Genomic DNA, 16,006 nt, shown 5'->3' with positions numbered 1-16,006 from the left:
CGACGAGACTCGATGAGCGGACTGACCCTCTCCTCCCTGACCAAGCGCTTCGGCGAAGTCGCGGCCGTCGATGCGGTCGACCTCGACGTCGAGCCGGGCTCCTTCGTCTGCCTTCTCGGCCCGTCCGGCTGCGGCAAGACCACGCTCCTGCGCATGATCGCGGGGCTCGACGAGCCAAGCGAGGGGCGCATCCTCTTCGACGGTGCGGACATCACGGGCCAGCCCGTGCATCGGCGCGAGATCGGCATGGTGTTCCAGTCGCTCGCGCTCTTCCCGCATCTGTCGGTCGGCGACAACATCGCCTATCCGCTCGCCATTCGCGGCATCGAGAGGAAGGCCCGCGCGGCCCGGGTCGAGGAACTCCTCGACCTCGTGCAGCTTCCGGGCGTCGGCGCGCGCGCGATCACCCAGCTTTCCGGCGGCCAGCGCCAGCGCGTCGCGATCGCCCGCGCCCTCGCCGTCTCGCCGAAGCTCTTCCTCCTCGACGAGCCCCTCTCGGCGCTCGACGCCAAGCTGCGCGAGGCGATGCAGGTGGAACTGCGCCAGCTCCAGCAGCGCCTCGGCATCACCACCGTCGTCGTCACGCACGACCAGCGCGAGGCGATGACGATGGCAGACCGCATCGTCATCATGAAAGCCGGCCGCATCCAGCAGGTCGCAGCGCCTGTGGAAATCTACCGCCGCCCCGCCAACGCCTTCGTCGCCGACTTCATCGGCCAGACGAACCTCATCCCTGTCGAGAACGGCACGCTTCTCGGCATGGCGCTGCCGGGCGTTGCCGGAACGCGCGCTTCCGTGCGGCCGGAGGACGTGACCGTGCGTCCGGCCGGAGAGACGCCGATCGCAGCCACGGTCGCCTTCGTGCGCGATGTCGGCTCCAGCGTCGAGATCCATTGCGACGCCGACGGAACGCGCATCGTCGCGCTCGCCCCGGCCGGCACGCGCCCCGCCGTCGGCGACACCGTCTCGCTCGCCGTCGACCCTGCCTCCGTCACCGTCTTCGCGGACGGCGCGGCGTGAGCGCGGCCGCCCCCTCGCGTGGCTTCTGGGCGAGCCAGTGGCCGATCCTGTTTCCCGCGGCGATGCTCTTCGCGTTCTTCGTCGTGCCCTTCGGCACGATGATCGCCGTGTCCTTCTTCGAGCGGGTGCAGGGCGGCTTCTACCAGCCTGCGTTCACGCTCGATAACTACGCCCGCTTCTGGAGCCTGTTCTTCGGCCGGGTGCTCCTCTTCTCGCTCGGCCTCTCGGCGCTCGTCTCCGCGATCTGCGTCGTCGTCGGCGTGCCCTTCACGCGCGCGCTGACGCGCCTGTCCCGCAAAGCGCAGGTGCCCTGGCTGATCGCGCTCCTGTGCGTCCTGTCGCTGTCGGAGGTCATCATCGGCTTCGCGTGGTCGACGCTCCTGTCGCGCACCGCCGGCATCGGCAACATCCTGTTCGCGCTCGGCCTCGTCGAAGCGCCGATGTCGTTCACGCCGAGCTTTGCCGCCGTCCTCCTCGGCATGGTCTACCAGGCCTTGCCCTATGCAGTGCTCGTCCTCTACCCGGCCTTCTCGCGTCTCGATCCTTCTCTCGCCGAAGCCAGCCGCACGCTCGGCGCCCCGCCCTGGAAGGCCTTCCTAAGCGTGGTGCTGCCGGCGCTGCGCCCGGCGCTCGTCGCCACCTTCATCGTGGTCTTCGTCTTCGCGCTCGGCGCCTATCTCCTGCCGCAACTCCTCGGCCGCCCACAGCACTGGACGCTGTCGGTGCTGATCACGGATCAGGCGATCTACCAGTCCAACATGCCGTTCGCGGCTGCGATGGCCGTTTTCCTTGTCATCGCCAGCGTCCTCCTCGTCACGCTCACGGCCGCCATCGGTCGCAACCGGGTGCCGCAATGACCGGCCGCCTCTTCGACCGCCTGCTCTTTACGCTGGTCGCGATCTTCCTCGCCGGCCCTCTCGTCGTCATCGCAGGTGTCTCTATCAACGAGCAGCGCTCGCTGACCTTTCCACCGCAGGGCTTCTCACTCGACTGGTACGCGCAGATCTTCACCGACGCATCGTGGCGGGCGGCGCTGACGGCTTCCGTCACCGTCGCGGCGCTGGCCGCGCTCCTCTCGCTGATGATCGCGCTGCCCATCGCCTACGCACTGTGGCGCCGGGTGACGGCCTTCGGACGGTTGGTGCAGCTTCTCGGCGTCTCGCCCTTCGTGCTGCCGCCCGTCATCACGGCGCTCGGCGCCTTGTCCTTCTGGGCGGCCGCCGGCTTCTACGGCCAGCATTTTACCGTGGTGATCTCCCACGCGATCTTCTTCACCTCGCTGCCGCTCGTGACGCTGGTGCTGGGTTTCGCCACGATCGAGCGCGAGATGGTGGAGGCCGCGCGCACGATGGGCGCGAGCGAAGGACGGGTCTTCACGACGATCGTGCTGCCGATGATCCTGCCCTACATGGTCTCGGGTTTCGCCTTCGCCTTCGTCCTGTCCCTGAACGAATACATCGTCGCCTACATGACGGTCGGCTTCACGCTGGAGACGATCCCGATCAAGATCTTCAACTCGCTGCGCTACGGCTACACGCCGACCATGGCGAGCGTGACAATCCTCTTCGTCGCCGTCGCCGCGCTCGTCTTCTCGCTCGTCGCCTGGCTCGGCGACCTGCCGAAGCTGCTCGGCGCATGGGGCGCGGGCGAGCGCAAGTGAGGCTCGCCATCGTCCAGATGGACGCCGCGCTCGGTGGCGAGGCGCGCGCGGCTGACATCGCCGGGCGCATCGCCGAAGCCGCTGAGGCTGGCGCCGACCTCGTGCTCTTCCCCGAGCTTGCCGTCGAAGGCTATGGCGCCGCCGAAGCGATCGCGTGCGCAGCGCCGGCACAAGAGGACCTTCCCGCCTCGCCCCTCCAGCGCCTTGTGGAAAAGCACGACGTCGCGATCGTCGCCGGTATGGCGGTACACGCTGCGAACGGCTCCTTGACCAACGCCGCGGTTCTCTTCCGGCCGGGTAAAGCACCGCTCGTCTACGCCAAGCGGCGCCTCTATGGCGCATACGAACACGGACTGTTCGCAGCCGGCGACTCCCCCGCTCCGGCTGTCGCGTGGCGCGGCGTCACCCTCGGACTGCTCGTCTGCTTCGACGTTGAGTTTCCCGAACTCGTGCGCGAACTGGCGTTGGCCGGCGCTGATCTCGTCCTTGTCCCGACTGCCCTTCCGCAAAGCGCGGGCGCTGCATTCATCGCCCGTTCGCTGGTGCCGACGCGCGCCTTCGAGAACGGCGTGTTCCTGGCCTACGCCGACCATTGCGGGCGGGACGGGCAGTTCGCCTATCAGGGCCTGTCGGTGATCACCGCGCCGAACGGGTGCGAACTCGCGCGGGCCAGCGAAACCGAGCCCGCGCTCCTCATGGCGACGATCGAGCCGCAGGCCCACGCCGAAACCCAGCACGCCAACCCTTATCTCGACATCATGCGCGGCCTTTGACCGCTCAGGCCGCTTTTGCGCCGACCGTATCCTTCTTGGCGACCGAAGCCCGCCACTCCCTCCAGAGCGCTGGAACGGCGAGACTGGCGATCGCGGCGAGCGCGATGAGCGTCTTGTTCGTCTCGCTGAACGGCCCATGATGGTAGTCCACCGCCTTCAGGACGTAGATGGCGATGACGTGCCAGACATAGACCTGCAGCGAATGCCGGCCGATGAGGCGCAGGAAGGGCAGCGTGAAGATCGCGCGCGGGACGGCCGCGATCTTCCGCACAACCGCGCTCTCGCTCCTCGGCCCGGCGATCAGCGTCCACGCGACGAGATAGCCGAGCGCTGCGAAGTTCAGGAGGTAGACGAGGCTGAATTCGCCGCGGATGTCGAGCGTGCCGAAACGCTGCGCCATGATCTCTGGGACGAGACCCCAGGTGAAGGCGACGCGCCAAGCCATGAAGAACAGGACGATGGCGAGCGCGGCGACCGCGAATTCCGGTCGCTTCGGGCTCATCGCCTCGTCCCAGTCGATCTCCTTCGTCGCCGTCAGCGCGCCGATGACGAGCCCGCTCATGAAGATGGCCTGCCAAGCGAGGACATTGAAATGCGCGCGCAGGGCAAGGTCGGGGTGAAGCGCTTGCATGCCCGCATGGATGGCGTCGCGCAGCGGCAGGTGCAGACCGAACTGCACGGCCATCCACAGAAGCGCCGATCCCAGTGCCACCATGCGCCAGCGCCCGGTGACGCAGAGCCAGATGAGCGGCGGCGAAACGAGGAGATAGACGATGTACTGCGGCAGGATGTCCATGTAGGTCGGCTGATACAGGAGAGTTGCCGCCGCGCCGAACAGGAGGGCCGGGTCGTCGCCAAGGCGCCAGAGCCACGGCTCCCAGAACACGCCCGAGCGCGGCAGGACGAAACCCAGCGCTATGATGGCCAGAACACAGAACATCGCCCAGCGATAGAGTTCGAGCGCGCGCTTGCGCACCTTCACCGAGCCCGCCTCGTAGCCCCGCTTGGCCATGTGGCCGGCATAGACCATGCCGATCAGGAGGCCGGACAGGAACACGAAGCCCTGCGCGTCCTGGACATAGCCAAGTTCACCATGGTTGATTTTAACGAGGAGATATCCGCCTGCGAAGCTCAGATGGTTGAGCATCATGAAGACGAGGAAATATCCTCGCATGCCGTCCAAGACATCCAGACGCTTCATTGCCGCGATCCTTTCATTCGGGCGAGCGATTCTACTCGCAGGAATGGCGGCAATCTGATGATCTTGCGGACCGGCCACCCTTTCAACCGAAGTGCGAACGTGAGGCTCGCCCTTCGGTTCGAACAACTAGTTCACATGTGCGGCAAGTCAAAGTTAGAACCCTGCGGTTTGCACAGGAAGCCGCCTCGGCGGTGGGAGGAGAAGCGAGATGGCAGGCCTGTATTTCGAGGATTTCACGCTAGGCCGGCATTTCCGGCACGAGCTGACGCGCACGGTCAGCGAGGCGGACAACACCCTGTTCAGCCTGATGACGATGAACCCGCAGCCGCTCCATATAGACGCGCATTTCGCGCAGGGCACGGAATGGGGCCAGCGCCTTTTCAACTCGATGATGACGCTGGCGATCATGGTCGGTCTCTCGGTTCAGGATACGACGCTCGGCACCACCGTCGGCAATCTCGGCATGAGCGACGTGCGCTTTCCCAAGCCCGTCTTCCACGGTGACACGCTGCGGGCCGAGACGCGCGTTCTCGGCCTTCGCGAAAGCCGTTCGCGTCCTGACGTCGGCATCGTCGAGTTCGAGCACACCTGTCTCAACCAGCACGACGAGGTGGTGGCGGTATGCAAGCGCGCCGCGATGATGAGGAAGCGCCCCGCCGCCTGACGAACCTCAGGCGGCGAGTTCGCCAAGAAGCTTGAGCGTCGCGGCGGGCACGAAGATGCCCTCGCGCAGGCTTGTCTCGCGCGCCGCGTGGCGACGGTCTCCCGGCAAGCGCTCCTGTCCTGCTTCTGCGACGAGCTGGAGCAGGGTCTCCACGCGGGACGCGAAGCCCGGCAGCGTGCCGCGTCCGCGATCGGGGTCGATCAGGATGAAGGACTGGCCGGTATGGGGCGTCGTCGCTCCGCCGCTTTGCGACAGATCGACCTCCGCCGAGAGCTTGCCCCCGACGAGCGCGGCGCACAGGATCTCGACCATCAGCGCCAGCGCCGCGCCCTTGTGGCCGCCGAAGGGCAGGAGCGCGCCACCGTCGACGATCGCGGCCGGATCCGTGGTCGCGCGCCCGTCCCGGTCGACGCCGACGCCCTCAGGCAGCGTGCGGCCCTCGCGTGCGGCGAGTTGCACGTCGCCATGCGCCATCACCGAGGTCGCCATGTCGAAGACCAGCGGCAGGCCGCCGGCGCGCGGGCTCGCGAAGGCGATGGGGTTGGTGCCGAACACCGCGCTGTGCCCGCCGAAGGGCGCGACGGATTTCATCGAGTTGATGAAGGAAAGCGCCACCAGCCCCTCTTCCGCGAAGGGCTCGACGTCGAGCGAGAGCGCGCCCAGATGGTGCGAGTTGCGGATGGCGAGGACCGCGACGCCGTTCTCGCGCACCTTCTCCATCGCCAGTTCACGCGCTGCGGCCAGCGCCGGCACGGTGAAGCCGTTCATCGCGTCGACCCGCACGAAGGCGGGCCCGGCATCCTCGACCACAGGCTCGGCCTTCCCGTCGACCCACGAACCAGCCTTCAGCGTTGCCACATAGCCCTTCATGCGGAAGAGGCCGTGCGAATGCGCGCCGTCACGCTCGGCCGCCGCGCAGTTCCCGCCGATCAGCCGCGCGACCTTCGGCGAGCAGCCGTGGCGCTCCAGGATCGCGGCGAGCCGTGCTGCGAGATCGTCGAAGGAAAGGCGCTGTCCGCCTTCGGGGGCATCGGTCATGAGCATGCTTTCGTCGTTAAGTGTCAGTCGTCAGCCAGCGTCTTGAGGACGAGGACGGCGGCCGAGGCGCGGTTCTCGACGCCCAGCTTGGCGAAGATCGTCTGCAGATGCTTGTTCACCGTGCGCGGGCTCAGATCGAGGATGTCGGCGATGTCGCGGTTGGCCTTGCCGCGCGCCAGCCACAGCGAGACCTCGCCTTCGCGCTGGGTGAGGCCGAAGCGCCTCTGCAACGCCCCCTCCCGGTCGACTGCCTCGTCGAGGCTGACACGGAAGAGATGCTCTGCCTCACCCATCGTGCCGAGGAACGAGAGATGGGCGGGCGGGCCGGCATAGCCGGTTGCAGGCGGGAGCGGGCGGAAGCCGCCGGCCGCGTCGGTGCGGAGCGCCGCGCACAGGTCGCCCGGAAGGCTGGCTCCGGCGTCTCCCAAGACGGCGGCGAGGAGGCGCCGGGCCTGCGGCGTCGCCCACAGGATGCGGCCGTCGCCATCGGCGGCCAACAGGAAACGCCCGGCCGTATCCAGCGCCTCGCGCGCGCTCGCGGTTTCGCGGGCATTGGCCAGATGGACGCGGATGCGCGCGATCAGCTCGTCCGGCACGATGGGCTTCATCAAATAGTCGACGGCGCCGGTTTCCAGCCCCTGCACGACGTGGCCCGTCTCGCTGAGACCCGTCATGAAAATCACGGGGACGTGGCGTAGCGCCGGATCCGCCTTGAAGCGGCGCGTCGCCTCGAAGCCGTCCATCCCGGGCATCACGGCGTCCATCAGGACGATATCGGGCGTCAGGCGCCCGGCGATCTCCAGCGCTTGCGCGCCGCCGAGCGCGACGAGAACCGTCGCGCCGGTCATCTCGATGGCGTCGGTCAGCATCCGCAAGGCGTCCGGCGAATCGTCCACAACGAGCACGATGTCCTGGCCCCCCGCCGGGAGAGGGCCTGTGCTCGTCGCGCGGTCATTCAAGTCGGGTCGCCTCCAGGAGTTCGCTCAAGGCCTGCATGTCGAAGCGTTCGGCAAGGGCGCGCGCCCGCGCCACGAAGGGCGAAAGGCCGGGTTCCGCATCGAGTTCGGCGAGCTTGCGCTCGATCCCCTTCCTATAGCCGATCCGCGCAAATTGCAGAAGCTCGGCGACGTGACCGGGAGACGGCGGCAGGATGGGGCCGTTCGACACCTGTGGCTCGACCGGAGCCTCTGCCTCCTCGGTCCATTCGAGGCCGAGATGGTCCGCGATCCGCGACAGGAGCTGGGCGATCTGGATGGGCTTGGCGATCGACCCCTGCACCATCTCTTCGCCATTCTCGCCGGTTGCGCCGCCCGTCTCGGCAACCGTCGCCGAAAGCATGAGAATCGCGCCGGCGTGGCCGCGTTCGCGCAGGCGTGCTGCCAGCGACCAGCCGTCCATGCCCGGCATCTGCACGTCGAGGAGGAAGAGGTCCGGGCGCACCTCGCTGACGACCTCCAGCGCCGTCGCCCCGTCCGGCGCGGTAAGGACGATGAAGCCGAGAGGGCGCAGGATTTCCTGCATCAGGTCGCGGTGCGCCTCCTCGTCGTCGACGATGAGGACGGTGCGGCGCGGCCCGTGATAGCCCTTCGGAGCGGATACCGGCGCTTCCGGTTTCACAGTCTCCTTCGCCGCCTCATGCCGGGAAACGCTCGAGAGCATCAGCCGCACGTCGAACCGTGATCCCTCGCCCGCCGTGGAGGACGCGTGCACATCGCCGCCCATCAGGTTGGCCAGAAGCCGCGTGATCGTCAGGCCGAGGCCGAGCCCCGGCGTCTTGCCGAGCGCGGCCGATCCGCGCTCGAACGGATCGAAGATGCGCGCGAGTTCGCCCTCCGCGATGCCTGGCCCGGTGTCCGTCACGGTGAAGGTCGCGACCTGGTTGCGATAGGCGATGTCGAGCCGCACCGAGCCGGCTTCGGTATATTTGATGGCGTTCGACAGGATGTTGATGAGGATCTGCCGCAGCCGGTTCTCGTCGGTGCGCACCAGCGCCGGCAGCGCCGGCGAGCGCGCGACGATGAACTCGAGCCCCTTGGCGCTCGCCTGCACCGCGAACATGGCTTCGAGGCTGTCGAGGAAGTCCGGCAGCGAAAGGACCGCGCGGCGGAGTTGCAGGCGGCCGGTCTCGATCTTGGAGATGTCGAGGAGCCCGTCGATGAGACCCGAGAGATGTTCGGCGGAGGAGCGGATGACTTTCAGCCCGCCGCGCCGGTTGGCTGGCACGCTCTCGTCGCGCTCCAGAAGCTGCGCATAGCCGAGCACGGTGTTCAGCGGCGTGCGAAGTTCGTGGCTCATGCCGACGACATAACGGCTCTTGGCGTTGCTCGCGGCTTCCGCGGCCTCCTTGGCCTTCTGGAGCGCGGCGTCGGTGCGCCGATGCGAGGCGATCTCACGCAACAGCATCGTCGTCTGGCGCTGCGTCTCCTCCTGCGCGACGCGCCGGCTCTGCTGAGCGAGGATGAAGAACCAGGAGGCGATGCCCGTGACGATCACGAGGATGAAGAACGCCGCCCAGAGCGCCGTCGCGACCGTCCCCGTCGCCTCCGGGTTCACGATCACCGTGCGGTAGTAGATCAGCGAGAGAACCAGCGCGACGACGCCCGTCAGCAACGCGAAGACGCCGAGAAAGGCGCCGACGCCCGAGCGGGCGTGACGGGCGACGCGCGCCGGCAGCACAGCCTCCATCGCATCCGCTGCCTGCGCGGAAAATCGCGCATGCGGCTTGCAAAGATCGTGGCAGCGCGCGTCGAGAGAGCAGCAGAGCGAACAGATCGGCCCCGAATAGGCCGGGCAGTGCGCCATGTCCTCCGGCTCGAAGGGCAGTTCGCAGATGATGCAGCGTATTTCGGCGAGCTTGTGCCAGTGCGCGCGGGGCTTGCGCGCGAGGTAGTAGCGCCCGCCCGTTCTCCAGGCGATCAGCGGCGAGACGACAAGCGCCGTGCCGAGCGCGACGAAGGGCGAAAGCGCCTGCGCGACCGGGCCGAAGGCGCCGGCGAAGGCGGTCAGCGACAGGAGGCTGGCGAGCCCCATCGCGCCGACGCCGACCGGGTTCACGTCGTAGAGATGGGCGCGCTTGAACTCGATGCCGGGCGGCGAGAGGCCGAGCCGCTTGTTGATGACGAGATCGGCGACGATGGCCCCGAGCCACGCCACCGCGAAATTGGCGAAGAGGCCGAAGGTCGCCTCCAGCGCGCCGTAGATGCCAAGCTCCATCAAGAGAAGCGCGATCGCCACGTTGAAGATCAGCCAGACGACGCGGCCGGGATGCGAGTGCGTCAGCCGCGAGAAGAAGTTCGACCAGGCGAGCGACCCCGCATAGGCGTTCATCACGTTGATCTTGAGCTGGCTGACGACGACGAACAGCGCCATCAGATAGGTCGCGACGGCGGGCGAGGAGAAGACGAAGCCGAAGGCAAGGTCGTACATATGCGCCGGGTCCGCCGCGCTTTCCACCGGCACGCCGTGCCGCAGCGCCAGCACCGCGAGGAACGAGCCGAGCAGGATCTTCGGCGCGCCGAGAACGATCCAGCCGGGACCGGCCGCGAGCATGGCGAGGCGCCAGTTGCGGCTCGGCTTGCCCTCCTGCGCCGGCAGGAAGCGCAGGATGTCCACCTGCTCGCCGATCTGCGGCATCAAAGCGAGGATGACGGAGGCGGCGGCGCCGAACTTCAGGAGGTCGAAGCCCGCCGCCTGCGGGTTCTCCAGCCCCGCGAAGCTCGTCCACTCTGCGACCGAGCCGGGGTCGTGCCAGAGGATGAAGCCGAGCGGCAGGACGTTGAGCCCGATCCAGAGCGGCTGCGTGGCGAGCTGGAACCGCGAGATCCAGGTTACCCCGTGCGTGACAAGCGGGATGATGGCGAAGGCCGAGATCACGTAGCCGAGCCAGAGCGGCACCGAGAAGGCAAGGTTCAGCGCGGCCGTCATGATCGCCGCCTCGATGGCGAAGAGGATGAAGGTGAAGCTCGCATAAATCAGCGAGGTGATCGTCGAGCCGATATAGCCGAAGCTTGCGCCGCGCGTCAGAAGGTCGATGTCGACGCCGTAACGCGCGGCGTAGCGGCTGATCGGCAGGCCGGTGAGGAAGAGCACCACCGAAACGACGAGGATCGCCGCCACCGCGTTGGTGAAGCCGAACATCAGCGTGATCGCGCCGCCCACCGCCTCCAGCGCCAGGAACGAGATCGCCCCGATCGCTGTCTGCGAGACCCATTGCGCAGACCAGCGCCGGGCGCGCCGCGCGGTGAAGCGCAGTGCGTAGTCCTCCAGCGTCTCGTTGGCGACCCAGCGGTTGTAGTCGCGCCGCACGGGCAGGATGCGCTGGCGTCCGGACATGGTCTCCCTTGGCTTTCGATGGTCGTCCCGCGATTGCAGCGCGTTGCGCGACGGCGGGCAAGGACCCTCGCCTACGTCATTCGACGTATGTGCATTACGCACCGCAGCGTCGAGATTGACCTTACGCGACGCGGGGAACGCCGGCGCGAGGTTTTTCGAACGCAGGGGAACAGGCACATGAAACTCTTCACCACAGCGGGCCTCGTCGGCGGGCTCTTCGCCGCCACGATGCTGTCGGGCGCGGCGCTCGCGCAGGACGCGCCCTCCGGCGAGCCGATCAAGGTCGGCATCCTCCATTCGCTCTCGGGCACGATGGCGATCTCCGAGACGACGCTGAAGGACGTCATGGAGATGCTCATCGCCGACCAGAACGAGAAGGGCGGCCTCCTCGGCCGGCCTCTCGAGGCCGTCGTCGTCGATCCGGCTTCCGACTGGCCGCGCTTTGCCGAGCAGGCGCGCCAGCTTCTGGCCGAGGATCAGGTGGACGCCGTCTTCGGCGCCTGGACGAGCGTGTCGCGCAAGTCCGTTCTGCCGGTCTTCGAGGAGCTGAACGGCATCCTCTTCTACCCCGTGCAGTACGAGGGCGAGGAATCCTCGCGCAACATCTTCTACACCGGCGCCGCTCCCAACCAGCAGGCGATCCCGGCGGTGGACTATCTCGCCGAGGAAGAAGGCGTCGAGCGCTGGGTTCTGGCCGGCACCGACTACGTCTACCCGCGCACCACCAACCGCATCCTCGAGACCTACCTCAAGGAAGAGCTCGGCGTCGCGGAAGAGGACATCCTCATCAACTACACGCCGTTCGGCCATTCCGACTGGCAGTCGATCGTCTCTGAGATCCAGACCTTCGGCTCGTCCGGCAAGCGCACGGCCGTGGTCTCCACGATCAACGGCGACGCCAACGTGCCCTTCTACCGCGAACTCGCCAACCAGGGGGTCTCCGCCGAGGACATCCCGGTCATCGCCTTCTCGGTCGGCGAGGAGGAACTGGCCGGCATCGACACGGGCCCTCTGGTCGGGCACCTCGCCGCCTGGAACTACTTCATGAGCGTCGACACCGACGAGAACCTCGACTTCATCGACAAGTGGCATGCCTTCATCGGTGACGAGGATCGCGTGACCAACGACCCGATGGAGGCCCACTACATCGGCTTCAACATGTGGGTTAAGGCAGTCGAGAAGGCCGGCACCACCGACACCGATGCGGTGATCGACGCGATGATCGGCGTCTCCGTGCCGAACCTGACCGGTGGCTTCTCGGCGATGATGCCGAACCACCACATCACCAAGCCCGTGCTGATCGGCGAGATCCAGGACGACGGCCAGTTCGAGACGGTCTGGGAGACGCCCGGCACGGTCGTCGCTCAGGAGTGGTCGCCCTACCTCGAAGGCTCGCGTGACCTGATCGCGGATTGGCGCGCACCTCTCTCCTGCGGCAACTTCAACGTCGTCACCGGCCAATGCGGCGGCCAGGGCGCCGAGGCGGCCGAAGAGGCTCCTGCCGAGGAAGCCGCCAACTGAGGCGGGTTAGCGGGCGCTCGAGTCCCCCGCTTCCAGTCAACTCTCAGCGTCATCCTCGGCCGCAAGGCCGGGGATGACGTGGAGAGGTCGAGCGCTCGCGGCACCCGAGCGTGCCCGGGATGCCGGCGCCAAACGAGACGAAAACCGAGACGGCGCATCGCGCCACCTCGCACACCGCCCGATCCGGGGTCCTTCGATGATCGCTTTCCTTAGAGGCATGGTCCTCCTCCTGATGCTGGCCGGGCCTGCCGCCGCGCAGAGCGACCTGCGCCCGCTCATCGACGCGCTCGGCGCGGGCAGCGGCTTCGACGCGACGGAGCGCGCCGTGCAGGCACTCGCGGCGACGGGCGACCCGGCCGCCGCGCCCGTCCTGCGCGCGCTTGCCGACGGCGATCTCGTCACGCGCACATCCGACGGCCGCGTCTTCGTCGGCGAACGCGACGGGCGGACCTACGCGCTGACCGACGCCCTCACCGGCGAGGACGCGGGCGAAGCTGCGCGCGGCGACGTCGACGCCATCCGCGTCAACAACCGCCTGCGCCGCGCCGTCACCGCCGCGATGGGCTCGCTCACCCTCCAGAGCCCGAGCATCCGCCAGCGCATGAACGCGGCACAGGCCATCTTCTCGGCCCGTGATGCCGAGGCCATCGAGGCGCTGGACGCCGCGATCGAAGCCGAGACCGTGCTCTCCGTGGCCAATCTGATGCGGCAGGCCCGAGCCGCCGCTGTACTGAACTCCGACCGTCCAGAGGCGGAAAAGGTCGAAGCGGCACGGATCGTGGCCGCGCGCGGCGACCGCGATGCGCTGGTCCTGCTCGCCCCCTATGCCGAGGGCGAAGGCGAACTCGCCGAGGCGGCGAGCGCCGGCGTCAGCGCCATCCAGAGCCGCCTCACCCTGATCGACTGGGCGCAGAACGTCTTCTACGGCCTGTCGCTCGGCTCGGTGTTGCTTCTGGCTGCCATCGGCCTCGCCGTGACCTTCGGCGTCATGGGCGTCATCAACATGGCGCATGGCGAGATGGTGATGATCGGCGCCTACACGACCTTCGTCGTGCAGGGGCTCATGCGCGCCCACGCCCCCGGTCTCTTCGACTACTCGCTGCTCTTCGCCCTGCCCGCCGCCTTCCTCGTCGCCGGCGCCATCGGCGTCGCCATCGAGCGCGGCATCATCCGCTGGCTCTACGGCCGCCCGTTGGAGACGCTGCTCGCCACCTGGGGCGTCTCGCTGATCCTGCAGCAGGCGACGCGCTCCTGGTTCGGCGCCTCCAACCGCGAGGTTTCCTCGCCGTCCTGGATGTCCGGCACGATCGACGTCCTCGGCGCGCAACTCACGCTCAACCGCCTCGTCATCATCTTCTTCTCGCTCGCCGTCCTCCTCGGCCTGATGGCCGTGATGCGCTGGACGTCCTTCGGGCTGCAGATGCGCGCTGCGACGCAGAACCGCCGAATGGCCGCGGCGATGGGCATCCGCACACCGTGGGTGGACGCCATGACCTTCGGCCTCGGTTCGGGCATCGCGGGCCTTGCCGGCGTCGCGCTCTCACAGATCGACAACGTCTCGCCCAATCTCGGCCAGAGCTACATCATCGACAGTTTCCTCGTGGTCGTCTTCGGCGGCGTCGGCTCGCTCTGGGGCACGCTGACGGCCGCGATGAGCCTTGGCGTCGTCAACAAGTTCCTCGAGCCCTATGCGGGTGCGGTGCTGGCGAAGATCCTCGTCCTCGTCCTTGTTATCCTGTTCATCCAGAAGCGGCCACGCGGCCTGTTCGCGCAGAAGGGACGCGCGGTGGAGGCATGATCACGACCCGTCTTCTCGGCAACTGGGGCGGCCGCGCCTTCGTCGCGATCCTGGTTCTGGCAGCGATCTTCATGCCGCTGTCGAACGCATTCCTCTCGCCCGGCGACGCCCTCTACGTGCCCACGACCTGGGTCGTGCTTCTAGGCCGGTGGCTCGCCTTCGCGCTGCTGGCGCTCGCGCTCGATCTCGTCTGGGGATATTGCGGCATCCTCTCGCTCGGCCACGGGGCGTTCTTCGCGCTCGGCGGCTACGCCATCGGCATGCACATGATGCGCGAGATCGGGCCGCGCGGCGTCTACGGCAATCCGAACCTGCCGGACTTCATGGTCTTCCTGAACTGGTCGGAACTGCCCTGGTACTGGTGGGGCTTCGGGAACTTTTGGTTCGCCGCGCTGATGACCATGCTGGTGCCCGGCGCGCTCGCCTTCGTCTTCGGCTGGTTCGCGTTCCGCTCGCGCGTGACCGGCGTGTACCTGTCGATCATCACGCAGGCGATGACCTTCGCGCTGATGCTCGCCTTCTTCCGCAACGAGATGGGCTTCGGCGGCAACAACGGCCTGACCGACTTCCGCGATGTCCTCGGCTTCGACCTCAGGGCCCGCGAGACGCGCGTCGCGCTCTTCTCGATCACCGCGCTGGCGCTGGCGACCGGCTATCTCGTCGCCCGCGCGGTCGTCACGTCCAAGCTCGGCCTCGTCCTCGTCGCGATCCGAGACGCCGAGAGCCGCGCACGCTTCCTCGGCTACAGGGTCGAGCGCTTCAAGCTCTTCGTCTTCACGCTGTCGGCCATGATGGCGGGGGTCGCGGGCGCGCTCTACGTGCCGCAGACCGGTATCATCAACCCCGGCGAGTTCGCCCCCGCCAATTCCATCGAGGCGGTGATCTGGGTCGCCGTTGGGGGGCGCGGCACGCTCTGGGGTGCGGCCGTCGGCGCCGTCCTCGTCAACGCCGCGAAATCCTGGCTCACCGGCTTTGCGCCCGGCCTCTGGCTCTTCGCGCTCGGCGGCCTCTTCGTCGCCGTCACGCTGTTCCTGCCGCGCGGCCTCGTCGGCACCGTCGAGCATGGCTGGTCGGCCCTCACCGAACGGCGCAGGACCGCGCGGGACGAGAAGGGTGCGGGCGAAGACCTCGCATCGAAGCCGGCGGAGTGAGCATCATGGATACCACCAGCACCGAACCGCCCGTCTCGCCTGCCCCCTACGCCGCGCAGATGGCGCAGAAGCGCGAGAGCGAAGTCTCCGCCGGCAGCAGCGGCCGGCGCGGCGATACGCTGCTCTATCTGAACGGCGTCTCGAAGGCCTTCGACGGTTTCAAGGCGATCAACGATCTATCGCTCGTCGTCGCCAGGGGTGAGATGCGCGCGATCATCGGCCCGAACGGCGCCGGCAAGACAACGATGATGGACATTGTCACCGGCAAGACTCGGCCCGACGCGGGCGAGGTGTTCTTCCGGGGAGACATCGACCTGACGCGCCACGACGAGGCCGAGATCGCCACGATGGGCATCGGTCGCAAGTTCCAGAAGCCGACCGTCTTCGAGAACCACACCGTGCGCGACAATCTGAAGCTCGCGCTCGCCGGATCGCGCGGCGTTTTCCCGGCGCTCTTCCACAAGGGACGTGCCGAAGAACGCGCCCGCATCGGCGACATTCTCGAACTGACCCGCCTTGCCGATCGCCGCGACGCGCCGGCCGCCGGGCTCTCGCACGGCCAGAAGCAGTGGCTGGAGATCGGCATGCTGCTGGCACAGGACCCCGAACTCCTGCTCGTGGACGAGCCGGTGGCGGGTATGACGGACGCCGAGACGGAGGAAACAGCGCGGCTCCTGAAGGACATCGCGCGCGACCATTCGGTCATCGTCGTCGAGCACGATATGCACTTCGTGCGCGAACTGGGCGTGAAGGTCACGTGCCTGCACGAGGGCCATGTCCTCGCCGAGGGCCCGCTCGATCAGGTCTCCGCGAACCCGCGCGTCATCGAAGTCTATCTGGGACGCTGA

The 16,006-nt window shown here is 67.7% G+C and carries 13 protein-coding genes; 9 read left to right on the top strand and 4 right to left on the bottom strand.

Features of this window, described 5'->3' with window-relative positions:
• Nucleotides 1-12 precede the first annotated feature (12 nt).
• The 4 genes from H1343_RS03690 (at nt 13) to H1343_RS03675 (ending at nt 3,453) form a co-directional block, all read left to right on the top strand.
• Nucleotides 13-1,020 (top strand): ABC transporter ATP-binding protein, encoded by a 1,008-nt coding sequence (locus tag H1343_RS03690; RefSeq protein ID WP_185984606.1) that lies wholly within the window; start codon nt 13-15, stop codon nt 1,018-1,020.
• A gap of 62 nt (nt 1,021-1,082) precedes the next feature.
• Nucleotides 1,083-1,877, top strand: coding sequence for an ABC transporter permease (locus tag H1343_RS03685; RefSeq protein WP_185985464.1), 795 nt, complete (start codon nt 1,083-1,085; stop codon nt 1,875-1,877).
• Nucleotides 1,874-2,680: an ABC transporter permease gene (locus H1343_RS03680; RefSeq protein ID WP_185984605.1), complete on the top strand. Its 807-nt coding sequence runs from the start codon at nt 1,874-1,876 to the stop codon at nt 2,678-2,680. The genes H1343_RS03685 and H1343_RS03680 overlap by 4 nt, the downstream gene beginning before the upstream one ends.
• Nucleotides 2,677-3,453, top strand: coding sequence for a nitrilase-related carbon-nitrogen hydrolase (locus tag H1343_RS03675; protein WP_185984604.1), 777 nt, complete (start codon nt 2,677-2,679; stop codon nt 3,451-3,453). Before H1343_RS03680 ends, H1343_RS03675 begins: the two co-directional genes overlap by 4 nt.
• 4 nt (nt 3,454-3,457) lie before the next feature.
• Here the strand turns inward: H1343_RS03675 and H1343_RS03670 are convergent, their stop codons facing one another.
• Nucleotides 3,458-4,654: an OpgC family protein gene (locus H1343_RS03670; protein ID WP_185984603.1), complete on the bottom strand. Its 1,197-nt coding sequence runs from the start codon at nt 4,652-4,654 to the stop codon at nt 3,458-3,460.
• 208 nt (nt 4,655-4,862) lie between these two features.
• On the opposite strand from H1343_RS03670, the gene H1343_RS03665 reads away from it, so the two are divergent.
• On the top strand, nt 4,863-5,318 hold the full coding sequence (locus tag H1343_RS03665; protein ID WP_185984602.1) for a MaoC family dehydratase: 456 nt from the start codon (nt 4,863-4,865) through the stop codon (nt 5,316-5,318).
• A 6-nt stretch (nt 5,319-5,324) separates the two neighbouring features.
• Here the strand turns inward: H1343_RS03665 and H1343_RS03660 are convergent, their stop codons facing one another.
• The 3 genes from H1343_RS03660 to H1343_RS03650 are packed head-to-tail and all read right to left on the bottom strand — an operon-like array spanning nt 5,325 to nt 10,688.
• Nucleotides 5,325-6,356 carry an Ldh family oxidoreductase gene (locus H1343_RS03660; RefSeq protein ID WP_185985463.1) on the bottom strand — a complete coding sequence of 344 codons (1,032 nt, stop codon included), beginning with the start codon at nt 6,354-6,356 and terminating at the stop codon, nt 5,325-5,327.
• Between the two features lie 23 nt (nt 6,357-6,379).
• On the bottom strand, nt 6,380-7,315 hold the full coding sequence (locus H1343_RS03655; protein WP_281374710.1) for a response regulator: 936 nt from the start codon (nt 7,313-7,315) through the stop codon (nt 6,380-6,382).
• A complete protein-coding gene (locus tag H1343_RS03650; protein WP_185984601.1) occupies nt 7,308-10,688 on the bottom strand; it encodes a hybrid sensor histidine kinase/response regulator in 3,381 nt (1,126 codons plus the stop codon). Before H1343_RS03650 ends, H1343_RS03655 begins: the two co-directional genes overlap by 8 nt.
• Before the next feature lie 177 nt (nt 10,689-10,865).
• Between H1343_RS03650 and urtA the strand changes: the two genes are divergently transcribed.
• The 4 genes from urtA to urtD all read left to right on the top strand — a co-directional run bounded on the left by urtA (nt 10,866) and on the right by urtD (nt 16,006).
• Entirely contained in the window at nt 10,866-12,209 is a 1,344-nt protein-coding gene (gene urtA / locus H1343_RS03645) for an urea ABC transporter substrate-binding protein (protein ID WP_425484626.1), read from the top strand.
• A gap of 196 nt (nt 12,210-12,405) precedes the next feature.
• Nucleotides 12,406-14,007, top strand: coding sequence for an urea ABC transporter permease subunit UrtB (gene urtB / locus H1343_RS03640; RefSeq protein WP_185984600.1), 1,602 nt, complete (start codon nt 12,406-12,408; stop codon nt 14,005-14,007).
• Nucleotides 14,004-15,158 carry an urea ABC transporter permease subunit UrtC gene (gene urtC / locus H1343_RS03635; RefSeq protein ID WP_185984599.1) on the top strand — a complete coding sequence of 385 codons (1,155 nt, stop codon included), beginning with the start codon at nt 14,004-14,006 and terminating at the stop codon, nt 15,156-15,158. The genes urtB and urtC overlap by 4 nt, the downstream gene beginning before the upstream one ends.
• A gap of 59 nt (nt 15,159-15,217) precedes the next feature.
• The gene (gene urtD, locus H1343_RS03630; RefSeq protein WP_185985460.1) at nt 15,218-16,006 is read left to right on the top strand and encodes an urea ABC transporter ATP-binding protein UrtD; all 789 of its coding nucleotides are present in this window, start codon (nt 15,218-15,220) and stop codon (nt 16,004-16,006) included.

The organism is Aureimonas mangrovi (genome assembly GCF_014058705.1).
Taxonomy (GTDB): domain Bacteria; phylum Pseudomonadota; class Alphaproteobacteria; order Rhizobiales; family Rhizobiaceae; genus Aureimonas; species Aureimonas mangrovi.
This window is presented reverse-complemented; position numbering and strand designations above follow the sequence as displayed.